The sequence below is a fragment of the Bacillus sp. FSL H8-0545 genome, assembly GCF_038006105.1.
Classification (GTDB): Bacteria; Bacillota; Bacilli; order Bacillales; family Bacillaceae_G; genus Bacillus_A; species Bacillus_A cereus_U.
Window position 1 is genome coordinate 3,045,821 of sequence record NZ_JBBOUO010000001.1, and the last position, 15,724, is coordinate 3,061,544.

Consider the following 15,724-nt stretch of genomic DNA (forward strand, 5'->3'; position numbering starts at 1 on the left):
ATTTTTATACAAAATAATCAGAATAGTAAGATTCATGTAATTTTATATATAAAAAAGAACTTGCAGTTTTTCTATGGCTAAATTTACAGCTGATGAAAAAATACAAATCGTTCTACGTTATTTGAACGGAAATGAAAGTTATCGAGAAATGGGTAGAGCGATCGGTATAAGTGGCACAATCATTTTGAATTGGGTAAACCAATATAAGCAGAATGGTGTGGAAGCTTTTCTAAAACGATGTACAAATTACACACAACAATTTAAACTAGACGTACTAAACTTTATGATTGAAAACGGTATGTCCTTATTTGAGACGGCAGCTATCTTTAACATTCCTGCCCCTTCAACGATTTCTGTTTGGAAAAAACAACTCGAAACACAAGGAATTGATGCCCTTCAATCTAAGAAAAAGGGGCGTCCATCCATGAAAAAAGATTCAAATAAACAATTAAAACAAGCTTTAGCTGAAGGGTCAGTCGAAGCACTTGAAGCACGTATTAAACAGCTTGAAATGGAAAATGAGTACTTAAAAAAGTTGAATGCCTTAGTTCAAAACAAGGAAAAGTCACTAAACAAGACAAAGCGCAAGTAGTCTATGAATTAAGGTATAAATATTCGGTGAAGGCACTCGTGGAGTTAGCTAATATTCCACGAAGCACGTATTATGATTTAGTAAAGAAAATGAATCGCCCAGATGTAGATGCCGATTTGAAAGCTGATATTAAAGCGATTTATGAGGAGAATGAAGGTCGTTATGGCTACCGTCGCATTCGTGATGAGTTAACGAATCGTGGTCAGAAAGTGAATCACAAAAAGGTGCAACGTATTATGAAAGAGCTTGGATTAAAGTGTGTTGTGCGTATGAAGAAATATAAATCCTATAAAGGGAAAGTCGGTAAAATTGCACCCAATATTTTAGAGCGTAATTTTTATGCAGATGTACCGAATCAAAAATGGGTAACAGACATCACAGAGTTTAAATTGTTTGGAGAAAAACTGTATGTATCACCTGTATTAGACTTGTATAATGGTGAAATTATTACCTATACAATTGGTTCTAGACCGACGTATTCACTTGTTTCAGAGATGTTAGAGAAAGCATTAGAACGTTTACCTGAAAACCACCAGCTACTGATGCATTCGGATCAAGGATGGCATTATCAAATGAGACAGTACGTCCGTACACTTGAATCAAGAGATATCGTACAGAGTATGTCTCGAAAAGGAAACTGTTACGACAACGCAGTAATAGAGAATTTCTTTGGGATTATGAAGTCGGAGTTCCTCTATATAAAAGAATTTGAATGTATAGAGCATTTTAAAATAGAATTAGAAAAATATATAGATTATTATAATAAGAAACGGATTAAGGCAAAATTAAAAATGAGCCCGGTACAATACCGGACTCATTTGGATCAAGTAGCCTAATGAAATAACCGTGTCTAACTTTTAGGGGTCACTTCATACAAGTTCTTTTTTATAAAACTACATTTTAGACGATTTCTTCAACAAAATCATAAACCAAACTAAAGTAAATGCCATCATAGAATGAGAGAACCCTACAATATAAGTTAACCCTTTAAAGTCCGCTCCATTTAGTTGAAGAAGTCCTCTCGCTGCCAACGAACCTAACATTAAAGTTAATGCGATATTATGTAAAATAAACCAGTTATTAAATCCTTTCACTTCATGAAAAGCGAATACTTTTGCTAATCCTAAAGCAATTAAAAAGAAGAAAAAGCCAAGTACTAACGTATGCGTATGCAAAAGATTTAATAGTGTAGATCCTATTATCCCTTTAAATTTCCCGTACTCCCTAGCGAATATTCCTGATAGTAAACCAATAATTAAATAAGTAAACGATGCGTTATATAATTTCTTCATTATGTACCTCCTTAAGTAGAATGTGTAGTGTGTCATATTTAGTAATAATGATAGTTATATAGTAAAAACTCCTAGTTTCCTAGGAGTCATTGTATATGCATCTCACTCTTTCCAGTTAATCCTAATTATAAAATATCCTTCTATGCAAAACAATCGAACTTTATGTGAACAAGTAACTCTCAATAAAAATAACTTGCACTTTTATTTTGCACAATCCATACTAATTGTTATAACTTTTAAAGGGGGTGCAATAGATTGATAGTTCTTGAAACTGAACGACTCACTCTTCGCTGGTTTGATATAAAGGACGCTCCATTTATTCTCGAATTAGTAAACGATCCTGCATGGATTCAGTTTATCGGTGATAAAGGGGTTAAAAACTTAGAAGATGCAAAAAATTACATCTTAAATGGACCCGTCGATATGTATAATAAAACGGGCTTTGGTCTTTACTTAGTGGAACGAAAAGAAGATCTTACTCCACTTGGTATGTGTGGTCTTATTAAAAGAGATTCATTAGAAGACGTTGATATCGGCTTCGCCTTTTTAGAAAAATTCCGTTCCAAAGGATATGGCTATGAATCAGCTGCTGCGGTAATGGAATACGGTGTACAAAAACTAGGAATGAAACGAATTGTAGCAATTACTTCTATAGATAACACTGTTTCAGGAAAGCTTTTAGAAAAAGTAGGATTACGATTCGAGAAAATAATTTCAGACTCAGAAGAAGATCTGAAATTATTTGGGTATAACGCATAATAAAAAAAGGTCGCCATTCACGGCGACCCTTTTACTATTTCACTTCTACCGTATAAGTCCCTGTTCCCCCGCCGTACTGATATACATGTAAATAATACTTCCCTGGATGCGTATAGTAACTACCTACTAATTTATTTCCTTTCATTATAGATAGATAAAACAAAAATTATCACATGCATCTATCCATCAAAATAAAAGCATTTTATTAAAATACATTTAATATCCCAATGGATTTATGTTAATATTTTAAATATTAACATAAATAAAACTACCTGCTTTTCATACGAAACTCTTTAAACTTTAACGTGCAACTTATTTTCAGTTGAATATGGCATATGAAATGGGGTTGAGAAATTTATAAATCACTTTCTTTTTATACTGAAATTTTGTTGAAATAAAATATAAATAAAGGGAGCCTACAAACGATGAATGTATCTTTAATTACACCTACTACCGATTTACAAGAAGAATACTTAGATTTTTATAACGAATGGAAAAATAGCGGCGAAACAATGATTCCGTGGGTTATCTCAAAAGACCCTTCTAATTTCACGGCAATGATTCAAGAATTACACGACGCACATAACGGAATAAATATACCTAAAACATGGGTACCAGATTCTACTTATTGGCTCATTACAAATGAAAATAAAGTTTTGGGAGCAGTTAATATTCGTCATAGTTTGACGGAGCATTTATTTAATGCTGGCGGCCATATCGGTTATGGCATTCGCCCTTCTGAAAGAAAAAAAGGATATGCTACGAAGCTACTCGAGTTGTCATTAGAGAAAACGAAGGAATTAAGCATTACGAAAGCACTTGTCGTTTGCGATGAAGTGAATACAGCTTCAGAGAAAACGATTTTACATAACGGCGGTCTCCGTGATGAAGATTTCACTGAAGAAGATGGTAATGTTGTGAGAAGGTATTGGATTGAGCTCTAAATAATCAAAAACAAGCCAGAAAGTGATTACACACTTTCTGGCTTGTTTTATCCCGCTATTCGCCGGGCAGTATAACTCCCGATTGGTGAAGGCTAATAATCAGTGGGGGATGAACAAAACCCCCACTGATTAAAGTTTCACTTTATACTACTTCTATTTCAAACTGCACTGTAATACCACTCGGATCTACTACCGTAAATCCATTTGTAGTTTCATTTATTTCATGTTGTTTTTCTATTAATCTTTCTTTCACTTCATCTAACGCTTCTTTGTGTGGTAGTACAATGGTATATACTTTTAATCCAGTTGTATGTGCTGGTGGGTGCGGGTTATTTACCCCGTTCCAAGTATTTGCACCGATATGGTGATGATACCCACCTGCCGAAATAAATAAGCAATCATCTTCACGCTGTTGCACTTCAAAGCCTACTGTTTCTACATAAAACTCGTGTGACTTCTCTACATCAGATATTCGTAAATGTACGTGCCCAACGATAGTGTCAGCAGGTAATCCATCAAACTCATAATTAACGAGCGTTGCTAATTCTTTTAAATCAAGTGGCGTACTTCCTCCTGGTCCTTCTTCCCACTGATCACGCGGACGGTCCGCATAAATCTCGATACCGTTCCCCTCTAAATCTTGTAAATAAAACGCTTCGCTATACGTATGATCACTTGCGCTATTAAATCTTGAAATTGGTAAAATCTCATTTGAATATGTATAACGCCCTTCTTGCTCAGCTGGACTATCAATTACGTTCTTATTACGAATCACACCAAATAATGCCGAAGCAAAAGCCTCACGAGTCGGAACTAAAAAGGCGACATGATATATACCCGTCGTACGTGGTTCTTGAAGCGCTGCATCTTCTAACTGCTCAAGTACAAGTAGCGTATTCTTACCACCTTTTCCTGCTAAATATGCTTTATTCCCCTCTTGCTTAATTACTTCTAAGCCTACTACATTCTCATAAAAAGCGATTTGACGCTCTAAATCTTTCACTTTAAATTCAACATGACCAATACGTGTTTTTGGATGAATTTGTACCATGAATAACTTCCTCTCCAGTTTCCTTTAGTTTTTTATATAAGTTGATAGGCAATAGCCCTATTCAACGAATACACCTTAATTTTGTTTTTTTGTAGCATCAACTTTTAGCCATTTTTTCGATATTTCGCTTAATTTTCCATCTTGTTCTAATTCTTTTAGCGCCTTATTTATATCTTCTAACTTTTCACTCTTTTTTGCAAATGGAAATGCGATCTCTCCCCATTCAAGTGGACCAAATCCCACTTTCACATTATCTAGTTTCGCCTTCGTGATTGTTGTTTCCACTTGAACTTTATCATTATAATAAGCATCGACACGCCCCAGCCCTACTTCATTCAATTCCGCTGTTGGATCTTCTGAGAACGTTTTAATTGTAAAGGCATTATCTTTGTTTAATGCTTTTAACTCTTGTTCTCCTGCTGTGCCAAGCCCAACTCCTACCGTCTTTCCTTTTAAATCTTCTAGCGACTTAATTGTTTTATTATCTTTCTTCACCGCGAAAACAGAGCCTGAATACACATATGGAATTGAAAAGTCATATTTCTTTTTTCTTTCCGGAGAAACTGATAGTTCATTTGCAATCGTATCAATACGGCCTGAATCTAATAAACCGAATAATCCTTCAAAATCAGAAACATTCCATTCCACTTTATATCCAGCCTTTTTAGCAGCTGCTTCAATAATTTCAGCGTCAAACCCTTTTACTTTCTCACCTTCTTTAAAAATAAATGGGCTACGCCCTGCAGAAGTCCCAACTTTCACTACTTTTTCATTTGTTTTTTCGCTCGCTTTATCCGAACCACAAGCTGATAAAACTCCAACTGATACTGTTAATGCTAATGTTAGTAATAATGATGATTTCCTCATAACTCTTCCTCCTAAATAACGAAATGATTGCCTTCTTCAGAAGCATTTAGTTGTCGTAAAAATTTTTTCGTACGCTCATTTTTGGGATTCCGAAAAATTTCTTCTGGTGTTCCCTGCTCTACGACAATGCCATCAGCCATAAATATAATGCGATCTGCCACCTCTTTCGCAAAATTCATTTCATGTGTAACAATAACCATCGTTATATGTTGCCTTGCCAAATCTTTAATAACTTGTAGTACTTCATTCACTAATTCTGGATCAAGCGCTGAAGTCGGTTCATCAAATAGTAATACAGCAGGATTTAAAGCCATTGCTCTAGCTATCCCAATTCTTTGCTGTTGCCCACCTGATAACATTGTCGGATAAAAATTTTCTTTATCAGCTAAGCCTACTTGCTTTAATATTTCTCTCGCTATTCTCTTTGCCTCTTCGTCACTCTTTTTCTGCACAACCGTTAATGGTGTTGTAATATTTTGCAATGCTGTTTTATTTTTAAATAAATTATAGTTTTGAAAAACCATTGCTGTTTTTTTGCGTAATTTTATTATTTCTTTTTGATAAAGTTTTTTCGTATGAATCTCTAAATCTTCAATTCTAATACTGCCATCATCCGGTTGTTCTAATAAATTTAAACATCGTAGTAATGTCGATTTCCCTGAACCAGAAGGTCCAATGACTACTACCACTTCCCCTTTTTTGACAGTAAGTGAGATTCCTTTCAGCACTTCATTATGTTTGTAAGACTTATACAAATCTTTTAGCTCAATCACATATATCACCTCATTTCTCTTATAAATACGGTGCATCAAGTTTCTTCTCCAACTTTTTCTGCCCCCAGCTGATTACGATTGTAATAATCCAATACACAATCGCTACCGCTAAATAACTTTCCATATAACGATACGATTGCGCAGCTAGCATTTTCGCTTGTGCTAATATTTCAGCCACTCCAAGTGCAAAAGATAACGAAGATTCTTTTAACAATCCGACAAAATTATTTCCAAGTGCCGGCACTGCTACACGAATAGCCTGCGGAAAGATAATTTGTCGCATCGCTTGTGCCTTTGTCATTCCAACTGATAAACAAGCATCCATTTGTCCTGATTCTACAGCATTTAATGAACCTCGAATGATTTCTGACAAATAAGCAGCATTATTTAAACTGAGACCAATTAAAGTTGCTTGCATAGCTGTAAGCACTGTAAAAGTCGGAAAAATTTGTGGCAATCCGAAATACAGCACAAACAATTGAACTAATAACGGTGTTCCTCTAAAGAAAGAAATATACACCCTGACAATTGGATATAAAAATTTCGTTTTATTTTTTGTAATGATTGCCAAGCCCACTCCTATAACGAAAGAAATAATCATTGAAACAACAGTAATCCCTAAAGTTATGTATACATATTTAAATAATTGCGGAAAACTTTCTAAAAAATACGTTACATCAAATTTCACCCTATCCCCCCTCTCTAAACAAAAAACTCTTCTTACACATATAAGAAGAGTTGAATGTTAATCCATTTCCCTTCATCTCCCAAACGCCTTTTACGTTTGCTGGAATTAGCACAGTGCTTTTTTAGCCTGTTGCTGAGATTTCACCGGGCCAGTCCCTCCACCTCTCTTGATAAGAAAACCAATAAATTTTTCCATTTATTTAGTTGTTATTATGAAGAATACAGCTAAATTAAAACAATGTCAATAGGAAAACTAAGAATTAAATCCCACTCTTCTTCGGAATTACTATTCTTAATAAACTATACACAAAAAGCCATTATTTCTATCAAACTTAGAAATAATGGCTTCATTTTTATTTTTATAGCTTATAATATTTATTTCATCTTATGTACTTCTGCAACTAACTTTCCGCCCTGAATGCCCATATAAAGCTTAACAGGAGCATCATTCGTATTTTCAAATACTAAGTCTAAATATGGATACGCAATTGTAGCATCTCTTCCCTGCGGGACATAACCTACTGTTTTAGAATGTGTAGTTCTCTCTACCATTTTTAAACCAGCTTGATCTGCTGCATTGTATAGAGTTGATGATGTTTGACAAACGCCACCACCATAACCATCTACTAATTTACCATCTACAATTTCTTTACCTAATTGATATCCTTTATCTGGCGTTGTATCACCGATTAATGCATTAAAAGAGAAACTGTCTCCTTTTGCTAATACAACTCCATTTATGCTGGCTGCTGACAAACGAATATTCTCAATACGGCCACCTGCTGAGCCACCTAAATTCGTTTCATATCTACCAATTACCGTGCCACTTCCTTGCGCATCACTTAATGTTGCGGTAGGCTTTTTCTCAACGATAGGTAACTGATATGAAGAATCCCACATACCTACATTTAATAATTTGTCTACTAATTCTTTTTCCATTAATTCATAAGAAGGCTTTCCTTCTTGCCATGATCCATCAGGCGCTATACGTGAAGGGACCATCTTTTTGTCAACGCTTTTCCCAACTTCACCAGCAACCTTCGTTACCGATTTTTTGAATTTCGCCTCATCTTCAAAATACCCTAAGCTCGATAAGTCTATTTTCTTCACTTCAGTACCAGTACGCCCATCCACTAAGCTAATTGAATCCTGTACATCAGCCTTGGCCTCTACAACGTTCCCACCAAAATCACTTACTAATGCCACATCACTTACTTTTGTTCCACAACCACTTACTACAGCTACACATAGCACCCCTACTAATATACCCTTTATTTTTCGGAACAATATACTCTCTCCTTTTCCCCAACATTATTTCTTATGTATTATTTCATTTTTATGTATGTTTTGTTACAATCATTTTACAATATATTTAGAAAATGTTACAAGTTATTTTTTACTCTATTTAAATTACTCTTTTCTTTTGTAAATGTCTATACATATTTATATAAATTTTTGAGTTTGATAAGATTGTAACTTTTATGCAACCTATCTCCATCCAGTATATACCATTAAACAGATGAAATACAAATGTAAAACTCTTTCATTTCAGCGTATGTAGGTATTTGCCGTGCCACTACTCCGCTTTTGCACATACATTATGATGAATTTAACCTATTATAAAGAAATGGAGGATGTTTTTATGTATCCCTACAATCCTTATGATCCATATAACCAATATGGTTACCAACCTCAGTATGATTTACAAGCACAATACGAACAATATATTGACCAAACAGAACAAGTTAATCCATATGATCAAAATCGACAATTTCAACTTCCTATCTCTTTTCCTGGCACTGGAAACCGTCAACTAGAACGACGAGTAAATGAGCTTGAACAAAGAGTACGTCAACTAGAAAACACAGTTGAGCGCCATACACGTAGATTAAACCGCTTAAATCAGCGTTTACGTACAGTAGAAAATAGACTAAACATTCCATTTTCAGCATTAGAAGACGGATTTTAATTTCGAAAATAACAAATATATAAGGAAGGGACTCCCCCTTCCTTATATAAATTGACGAAAGTTTTTTCCATCTCTATACTGATAAGAGTTAATGAAATGAAACAAGGTGATAAATATGGATTTTGAAATAAATTTTCTTTCCTTTTATGTAGTACAAGTTGAAGGAAAAGGTGAAGCAGTTGATAAACGCTATAAACATTTTCAAACATTAGACGCTGAAGAGTATGAAGATAGCTCTTTAAAAGAATTTTTGAATGGTGAATTATTAAAAATTTCAAAGCGAAAAGTAGAACGTCACGCAAAAACAGAACAAGCCCCAACAAAGATTGGTCGCTTTATTGTAGAAGAAGGGCACGAACTCGATTCAAACCCTCATTACAACTTATTTAATCGTATTCGTTTTGCAGAAACAAAAGAAAACTTCAAAGATATGAGCGAACCTCTCGTTTATACATACCTTGACACAAGCGCTGTACGTGGTGGTGTATTTTTAATCGCTCAAGCAAAACTACGCAAATACTTTGATGATCCATTCGTATTCGTAATGAAATGTGACTTCGAACCAAAGGTTGCTTCCATTTCTGATGAATCAACGCTTATTCGTAACGTTGAAATGGCCATCACAACAAAGAATATGAAATCTATCCAATACCCATACATGCCTGAAGAAGGTATGGTGGAGCCTGGCGAACTAAAAATACACCAAGCATCACACGCCCGCTACTTTGAGGACTTCTTAAAATTCGTCGAATACGAGCGCTCTATGCCTGAAATTATGAAAACACAAGTAATGGACATGGTATACGACCAAATTGAAGATGTATTTGAAGAAGGTACAGAAGAACGCGAACAGTTCGACCAAGCGATGGAAGTATGGGCTGCCAGTCCAAAACGTGAAATCATGGAACAGTTTTCAACAGAAGAAGTAATGGAAGCTACTGCTCAAATCGTCGAGCACGCCCCTGAAGTAGAATTAAAGCTAAAAGCGGATCATATCTCTGTGAAGGCTTTGCTTGCTGATTTCGGAGACCTAATACATATTGCAAAGGTAAACGACCGATATGTATTAATGATTGAAGCAGACACACTTACGTTCGAAAAAGGATTCTCTCCAATTGAGTTTTTGAAGCCGGATGAATTGCAAGATGTGATTGAGCGGATTGAGAATAAGCAGCAGTATAGTTATGGCTCAGGAGAAATCGAATAGAATAATGTAAAAAGGCAACTAAAATAACAATTATGTGTCTACACGCGTGACCATACAGTACTTAAATTTTCGGTTCTATCACTGAATAAATGCTTCCATATAACTATTTTTAACTGAGCGCTGTGAACAAGCGCTCTTTTATTTTGGTCACATTTACGTGTCTATTTGGTGGTCACTAAAAGTATATGGGTACTAACACTTTCTACTATTTGAGTTTTTGAAGCCGGATGAATTGCAAGACGTGATTGAGCGGATTGAAAAGAAATAGGGATACTAATATGTTTGTGTGATTTAAAGAAACAAGATATCATTTTATCGATTTAATTTTACAATTTGCTACTTCCCCCCCTCTAAACCCATATACATAAGATAATATATCTATTTGGGAGGTGCAGGGTTTTGTTCTTAAATCAAAATCCACAGCTTGCTTCGTATGAAATAGGAGATTGATCATATGGTGACCTTAATGTTCGCACTTGGGGAGAAGGAGCTTCGCTTAAATTAGGTAAGTTTTGTTCCATAGCCGACCATGTAACAGTCTTTTTAGGTCGCGAACACAGAACAGATTGGATTAGTACCTATCCATTTAATGCAAAAGTTCCCGTGGGTGCGGGGTTTAGCGATCATCCCAAAACTAAGGGCGATGTAATCATTGGTCATGACGTTTGGATAGGCAGTGGCGCTATGATTATGTCTGGAGTCAAAGTTGGTTCGGTATCGCTTCTCACCAGAAGTGATTGAAGAACTTCAACAAATTTCCTGGTGGGACTGGGATATATCTACTATCACGGCGTCTTTACATTTTCTTCTTTCAGATAATGTAAGTGAGTTTATTCGAGAATATAAAGAATGATCAACTCACTTAAAAAGTAAATACTAAAAAACTCCTATATCTATAAATGGAATAGGAGTTTTTACATTGCTCACTAATAAATTCTCCTCATAACAAGGACTAGCCTTAGCTACCTTAATACATTTACGTTACCTTTCCCTCTTCCTCCACCTTCTTCATCTCAGCCAAATACCTAAGCTGCCTTTCCGCCTTTCTAACCGCCGTAGGAAAGTGAATCTTCAGAAGTTCTACTGCAGATTCACTTATATAATATCTTTCCGTTATACTTTCCCACGTGTCACTACTTTCAAATACACTCCATACAAAAGGACGCTCTGTATTTTTTCTCAGTTCTTTAAACACCCATTTTCGCATCCTTTTTTTCGCTTTTTCTGTTAGTTTTCCGTTCTTTACAAGTTCAAGCTCACCATGTCTCTTGTATCGCTTATTAATATCTCTCTCACTATATGCTTTAAGAAATATATTCGCTGTATTCTCAGCATCTGCGAAAGCACGATGTTGCCTACCTTCCCATGTTAAACCGAGCTGCTCCACTGCAAATTGTAAACTTGGTGTATGCTCAAATAATTCTTCATATGCCTGGAAAACAAATTTTTGCACATCAAATCTGCTCTCTTTTTCCATACATGGGCATTCTATACCGTATAATGTACAATCTTGAGATAGAAAACGATAATCTTCTTTTCCCCATGAAATAAATATAGAATCTTCTCCGATGAACTGAATAAATTTCTCTATAATTTGAGGGAATTTCTCTGCACCAATTAAATCTTTCTTTGTAATTCCAGTTAATTTTGTTGTATGACGAGTTAATGGGGCACTTGGTTTTACTAACTCTGAAAATTCTCCAATAACCTTCATTGTACTCACATCTATTTTTACAGCTCCAATATCAACTATTTCTGACGGATCTTCTGATTTATACGGCCTAAAATTCCTTTCAATATCAAACACAATGAAGTGTGTAGCGTTTTTCAATTTGTATACCTCTTTCTAATTCCTATTAATATGAAAAGCCTAATTAACAGCTTCACTTTATTTTCAGTATCTATTTATACATGCAGTTTATACATTTAATACATTTAATACATTTAATACATTTAATACATTTAATACATTTAATACATTTAATACATTTAATACATTTAATACATTTAAATATAAATCGAAAATTCAGTCTTATTATCATATGTAAATAGGAGGACCTTCAATAAAAACGCAAAAAAAAGAAGGGCAAGCCCTTCTTTTTTCATAATTACTTCTTGTTTACGTTTGTAGCTTGAGGTCCACGGTTACCTTGTTCTACTTCGAAAGTAACTTCTTGACCTTCTTCTAAAGATTTGAAGCCGTCGCCTTGGATAGCTGAGAAATGAACGAATACGTCTTCTCCGCCTTCAACCTCGATGAAACCGAAACCTTTTTCTGCGTTAAACCATTTTACTTTACCGTTTTGCATTTAAAAAATCCTCCTACAATGTACCTATATGTACATATTCATTTTCAACCACTTTACAATAATACATCATATATTAAAAAACTGCAACCCCCAAGGAGATTTAACATTGCTATCCTCCTCGGAAGTTACAGCTCATTTAAATCTCTATATTATTAAAAGTAAAATGGTTTAAAGTAACTATATCATATCAATATAATAAAAGTAAAGTTTTTTTAAGCTATACAGCTTTTTTCTTCCATTGCATCTCTTTTAATTCACCTGATCCAGCTACAACATAGCCTTCTTTTTCATTAACAATGCGCCAACCATGCCCTTTAACCGAATCACATACTGTAACAATTCCTTCTTCAAGAAGCACACGGCAAACGGTACTAATTCCCGCCTTATTTTGCGTTGACGTTGTATATAACACATGTTGATCCACACTTAAATCTAAATAACTACTCGCTTTTTGTTCACTTTGACATGTATGCCAACCTATTTTATCACTTTCGATACTCTCATCTATTCTGCAAAAAGAAATATTCCCGCTAATTCCCTTGCACGATCCACTTGCCGATACTAAATAGGAATTATGTATAGTCAACGCAGAAATCATCTGATTCATCGCTATTTTAATCCTTTTTAATTTACGTGTCTCTAAATCAAAAAGCCAAACACCACCATATTTAGTATGTATTTTCGTACCGATAAATAAGTAATGTTTATATAAAAATAATGATCGAATAGATGGTGCCTCGCTACCGTAATTAAGAAATGGCTGAATAGTCTCCCATGTGGAACCAAAATTATTAGAATGATACAGTGTTTTATCTCCATGAGCAATTACTGTTCCATTCTCATTACTACATACATTCCAACTCGTTGCTTTCGTTGGAAAGCGCTGGATCGTCCACGTTTCTCCACCATTCATACTACGAATAAAAACTCCTTCGTCTCCTACTCCGTAAACTACGTTACCTTCACTATGTAAATCTCGAATTCGTTTTTGGAAACCAGTTAAAACCTGTTTCCATTCTCCATCTTTTTCAATGAATAAACCATTATATGTAGTAGCTAACAAAAGCTTCCCATCTCTTAACTTTGTAATAGCAGTTGCACTTAACATTGTTTCCACGTTGACACTCCCATTCCTAGAACTTCTCGGCAAAAGCAATTGCAAAATCACTGCATTTTTCAACATCATCTTTATCTTCTGGAGCTAATTCAATTTTCAATCCTTCTTGTACAAGTTCTGCCCCGCATTTTACAAGACGTTCTTCAAATATCGTTACCGCTTCACAAAACAGTTCATACGCTGTATCACCTGATCCAAAAACAGCCACTTTTTTACCCGTTAAATCTATATTTTCTAACTCATCATGGAAATCTTCCGCTTCAAATGGTAATTCACCATCACCCCACGTATAAGATCCTAAAATGATTCCATCATAAGCTAATAATTCTTCAGCATCCATACCTTCCATCTCTTGCAATACTACTTCATGATCAAAGGCATCTAAACTTACTTTAATTAAATCAGCAATACTCTCTGTATTCCCTGACATACTTGCATACGCTATTAAAATTTTCGCCACTTTGACATCCCCCTTTTACAATAAATGATTCTCATTCTCATTCTCATTATATTAATAATGATAATCAATTTCAATTATATTTTTGTTATTTTATTTTATTCCATAAAAAAAGAACAGATGACTATACAATCATCTGTTCCTTTTTATTACTTTTTAAAAATACCAAATGGTTTTCCAACTGGTAATACAACTTTTTCGAAGTGTGTATTTAACACAGCTGCTGCTGAACCATAGAAAGATAATAATGAAATACATAGTTCAGAATACGCTGCTAAATTATGCATTGCGTGCGGCATAACACCTAAAGTACTTAATGAAAGACCGATAAATAAGAAATCAATAAGGACGAAAATCATAAATAATACTTTATGTGTTTCCATTGCACCAATTGTCATAAAAATCGTGAAAATCAAGTATCCGATAAAGGCTACACCAAGCTGTTTTGAATCTGCAGTTTGGGCTAATTTTTCGCCAAATACTCCAAGTTGAATTAACCAAGTCATTCCAACACCTAACCAAAATAGGCCGTACGCACCAAATGCTGTTGTACCGAACGTATTGTTATGCTTTGCATCGTGAATGCATGCAAAGATTTGTGCAAATCCTCCTAAAAAGATTGCCCATGGTAATACAAGTGAAACGCCATCTGTTAAGCCTAACTTTTGAGATGATGCTACAAGTGTTACCATCGCTAATCCAAATAGACCAATTCCAGATGGATCTGCTGTTGTCATTTTCACATGATGTGTAGTAGTTTGATTGCTCATATAAACCTCCTGATTATAAACATACTCGAATACAATACTTAAATCAGAAGGCTATGTCAATGGTTTTTTTTGTATGTTGTCAGACCTTATTTCCTATAATAATCGAATACACTTTGGGCCACATCATACGGTTTTATATTTACATTTGGCAACTCATTTATCGGCATCCATAAAGGAATATAACTCCCTCTATCTTTCAACTCGAACTCCTCGCCTTTACCACTTCCGAAAACTCCACCTATAATATGGGCATTATAATAATACTCCGTACCTTTATACTTCACCTTTGCAATCAGATGCTCCACTTGTATATGTACCCCTAATTCTTCATAAATCTCTCGCTTCGTTGCTTCTTCAGGTGTTTCTCCTTCTTCAATTCCCCCGCCTGGAAAAATAAAATACATCTCACCTTCTCGAACACGTTTTATAAGAGCGATTTTACCGTCCTGTACAATAATAGCTGCACCGCGATTTCTTCTCACTTTATTACCTCAACACCAATCGCAACTGTTCCCCATTCTTTTTCTTGTTCTTTCGTATAGATTTTGTATGTACTTTCTAACATTTCCTCTAAGCTAACATTTTCACGGTCAAATAATTTTTTATCAATTTGTTCGTACATTTCCTTAAAACTCTCGTATCGCTTTACCTCTGTTACCTTTACAATAATTGTTTCTGCCGTCATAAGGTTGGTAAATACAATTTCATCACCATGTTTTATTTGTTGACGCTTTTTATCATACAATCTAACTTCAAATACTTTTTTACCCGAATAAATAGATTGAAAAGGCTCATTATATAGTCCCATTTTATGTCTCATATTTCCCACTCCTTTTCATTAGTCTAACATATAGGGAATATTCATTTTCCCTCTCCTCAGAAATACTAAACGTAACAATCTTACCGGTTGTTAGAAGTGAAGAATTAATA

18 protein-coding genes, 1 pseudogene and 1 riboswitch are annotated in these 15,724 nt (G+C 34.9%); of the genes and pseudogenes, 6 read left to right on the forward strand and 13 right to left on the reverse strand.

Annotated elements, in window-relative coordinates; all coding sequences use genetic code 11:
- The first annotated feature begins 73 nt into the window (after positions 1-73).
- Positions 74-1,428, forward strand: a protein-coding gene (locus MHI07_RS15940) for an IS3 family transposase (protein WP_087947246.1) whose coding sequence is annotated in 2 segments (ribosomal slippage) — positions 74-527 and positions 527-1,428 — 1,356 coding nt in all. Because the reading frame shifts where the segments join, the coding sequence is not laid out codon by codon here.
- Positions 1,429-1,485: 57 nt separating this feature from the next.
- Here the strand turns inward: MHI07_RS15940 and MHI07_RS15945 are convergent.
- The gene (locus MHI07_RS15945) at positions 1,486-1,884 is read right to left on the reverse strand and encodes a DUF2871 family protein (protein WP_002160976.1); all 399 of its coding nucleotides are present in this window, start codon (positions 1,882-1,884) and stop codon (positions 1,486-1,488) included.
- A gap of 255 nt (positions 1,885-2,139) precedes the next feature.
- Here MHI07_RS15945 and MHI07_RS15950 point away from each other — a divergent pair, with 255 nt between their 5' ends.
- Positions 2,140-2,643: a GNAT family N-acetyltransferase gene (locus MHI07_RS15950; protein WP_215557296.1), complete on the forward strand. Its 504-nt coding sequence runs from the start codon at positions 2,140-2,142 to the stop codon at positions 2,641-2,643.
- Positions 2,644-3,068: 425 nt separating this feature from the next.
- The gene (locus tag MHI07_RS15955; RefSeq protein WP_002111067.1) at positions 3,069-3,587 is read left to right on the forward strand and encodes a GNAT family N-acetyltransferase; all 519 of its coding nucleotides are present in this window, start codon (positions 3,069-3,071) and stop codon (positions 3,585-3,587) included.
- A gap of 142 nt (positions 3,588-3,729) precedes the next feature.
- On the opposite strand, the gene MHI07_RS15960 is transcribed toward MHI07_RS15955, so the two are convergent.
- The 5 genes from MHI07_RS15960 to MHI07_RS15980 all read right to left on the reverse strand — a co-directional run bounded on the left by MHI07_RS15960 (position 3,730) and on the right by MHI07_RS15980 (position 8,252).
- Entirely contained in the window at positions 3,730-4,638 is a 909-nt protein-coding gene (locus MHI07_RS15960; protein WP_131230937.1) for a VOC family protein, read from the reverse strand.
- Between the two features lie 75 nt (positions 4,639-4,713).
- The gene (locus MHI07_RS15965; protein ID WP_340825029.1) at positions 4,714-5,505 is read right to left on the reverse strand and encodes an amino acid ABC transporter substrate-binding protein; all 792 of its coding nucleotides are present in this window, start codon (positions 5,503-5,505) and stop codon (positions 4,714-4,716) included.
- Between the two features lie 11 nt (positions 5,506-5,516).
- On the reverse strand, positions 5,517-6,278 hold the full coding sequence (locus MHI07_RS15970) for an amino acid ABC transporter ATP-binding protein (protein ID WP_340825031.1): 762 nt from the start codon (positions 6,276-6,278) through the stop codon (positions 5,517-5,519).
- Positions 6,279-6,297: 19 nt separating this feature from the next.
- Positions 6,298-6,966 (reverse strand): amino acid ABC transporter permease, encoded by a 669-nt coding sequence (locus MHI07_RS15975; protein WP_002199730.1) that lies wholly within the window; start codon positions 6,964-6,966, stop codon positions 6,298-6,300.
- Between the two features lie 69 nt (positions 6,967-7,035).
- Positions 7,036-7,142, reverse strand: a riboswitch (SAM riboswitch).
- 198 nt (positions 7,143-7,340) lie between these two features.
- Positions 7,341-8,252, reverse strand: a complete 912-nt coding sequence (locus MHI07_RS15980) for a VanW family protein (RefSeq protein WP_002111070.1) — start codon at positions 8,250-8,252, stop codon at positions 7,341-7,343.
- 355 nt (positions 8,253-8,607) lie between these two features.
- On the opposite strand from MHI07_RS15980, the gene MHI07_RS15985 reads away from it, so the two are divergent.
- From MHI07_RS15985 to MHI07_RS15995, 3 genes and pseudogenes are all read left to right on the forward strand, one after another.
- Positions 8,608-8,934, forward strand: coding sequence for a hypothetical protein (locus tag MHI07_RS15985; RefSeq protein ID WP_002160970.1), 327 nt, complete (start codon positions 8,608-8,610; stop codon positions 8,932-8,934).
- A gap of 115 nt (positions 8,935-9,049) precedes the next feature.
- The gene (locus MHI07_RS15990) at positions 9,050-10,141 is read left to right on the forward strand and encodes a DUF3900 domain-containing protein (RefSeq protein WP_002033604.1); all 1,092 of its coding nucleotides are present in this window, start codon (positions 9,050-9,052) and stop codon (positions 10,139-10,141) included.
- A gap of 399 nt (positions 10,142-10,540) precedes the next feature.
- A pseudogene (locus tag MHI07_RS15995) lies at positions 10,541-10,994 on the forward strand (CatB-related O-acetyltransferase).
- Between the two features lie 123 nt (positions 10,995-11,117).
- Here the strand turns inward: MHI07_RS15995 and MHI07_RS16000 are convergent.
- From MHI07_RS16000 to MHI07_RS16030, 7 genes are all read right to left on the reverse strand, one after another.
- Entirely contained in the window at positions 11,118-11,972 is an 855-nt protein-coding gene (locus MHI07_RS16000) for an exonuclease (RefSeq protein WP_340825037.1), read from the reverse strand.
- Between the two features lie 277 nt (positions 11,973-12,249).
- Entirely contained in the window at positions 12,250-12,450 is a 201-nt protein-coding gene (gene cspB, locus MHI07_RS16005; RefSeq protein ID WP_001179147.1) for a cold shock-like protein CspB, read from the reverse strand.
- 217 nt (positions 12,451-12,667) lie between these two features.
- Complete coding sequence (locus MHI07_RS16010) at positions 12,668-13,567, reverse strand: WD40/YVTN/BNR-like repeat-containing protein (protein ID WP_078174150.1); 900 nt, start codon at positions 13,565-13,567, stop codon at positions 12,668-12,670.
- Between the two features lie 16 nt (positions 13,568-13,583).
- Positions 13,584-14,027 carry a flavodoxin gene (locus MHI07_RS16015; RefSeq protein ID WP_002160966.1) on the reverse strand — a complete coding sequence of 148 codons (444 nt, stop codon included), beginning with the start codon at positions 14,025-14,027 and terminating at the stop codon, positions 13,584-13,586.
- A gap of 146 nt (positions 14,028-14,173) precedes the next feature.
- Positions 14,174-14,794 carry an acetate uptake transporter gene (locus tag MHI07_RS16020; protein ID WP_002111076.1) on the reverse strand — a complete coding sequence of 207 codons (621 nt, stop codon included), beginning with the start codon at positions 14,792-14,794 and terminating at the stop codon, positions 14,174-14,176.
- A gap of 86 nt (positions 14,795-14,880) precedes the next feature.
- On the reverse strand, positions 14,881-15,276 hold the full coding sequence (locus MHI07_RS16025; protein WP_340825040.1) for an NUDIX hydrolase: 396 nt from the start codon (positions 15,274-15,276) through the stop codon (positions 14,881-14,883).
- Positions 15,273-15,614, reverse strand: a complete 342-nt coding sequence (locus tag MHI07_RS16030; RefSeq protein ID WP_016105802.1) for an ASCH domain-containing protein — start codon at positions 15,612-15,614, stop codon at positions 15,273-15,275. The genes MHI07_RS16025 and MHI07_RS16030 overlap by 4 nt, the downstream gene beginning before the upstream one ends.
- Positions 15,615-15,724 lie beyond the last annotated feature (110 nt).

Bases quoted from the DNA above. Each gene is read 5' to 3' on its own strand.
- MHI07_RS15990 (WP_002033604.1), top strand. From the start codon at position 9,050: ATGGATTTTGAAATAAATTTTCTTTCCTTTTATGTAGTACAAGTTGAA.
- MHI07_RS16020 (WP_002111076.1), bottom strand. From the start codon at position 14,794: ATGAGCAATCAAACTACTACACATCATGTGAAAATGACAACAGCAGAT.
- MHI07_RS15985 (WP_002160970.1), top strand. From the start codon at position 8,608: ATGTATCCCTACAATCCTTATGATCCATATAACCAATATGGTTACCAA.
- MHI07_RS15945 (WP_002160976.1), bottom strand. From the start codon at position 1,884: ATGAAGAAATTATATAACGCATCGTTTACTTATTTAATTATTGGTTTA.
- MHI07_RS15965 (WP_340825029.1), bottom strand. From the start codon at position 5,505: ATGAGGAAATCATCATTATTACTAACATTAGCATTAACAGTATCAGTT.
- MHI07_RS15960 (WP_131230937.1), bottom strand. From the start codon at position 4,638: ATGGTACAAATTCATCCAAAAACACGTATTGGTCATGTTGAATTTAAA.
- MHI07_RS15955 (WP_002111067.1), top strand. From the start codon at position 3,069: ATGAATGTATCTTTAATTACACCTACTACCGATTTACAAGAAGAATAC.
- cspB (WP_001179147.1), bottom strand. From the start codon at position 12,450: ATGCAAAACGGTAAAGTAAAATGGTTTAACGCAGAAAAAGGTTTCGGT.
- MHI07_RS16030 (WP_016105802.1), bottom strand. From the start codon at position 15,614: ATGAGACATAAAATGGGACTATATAATGAGCCTTTTCAATCTATTTAT.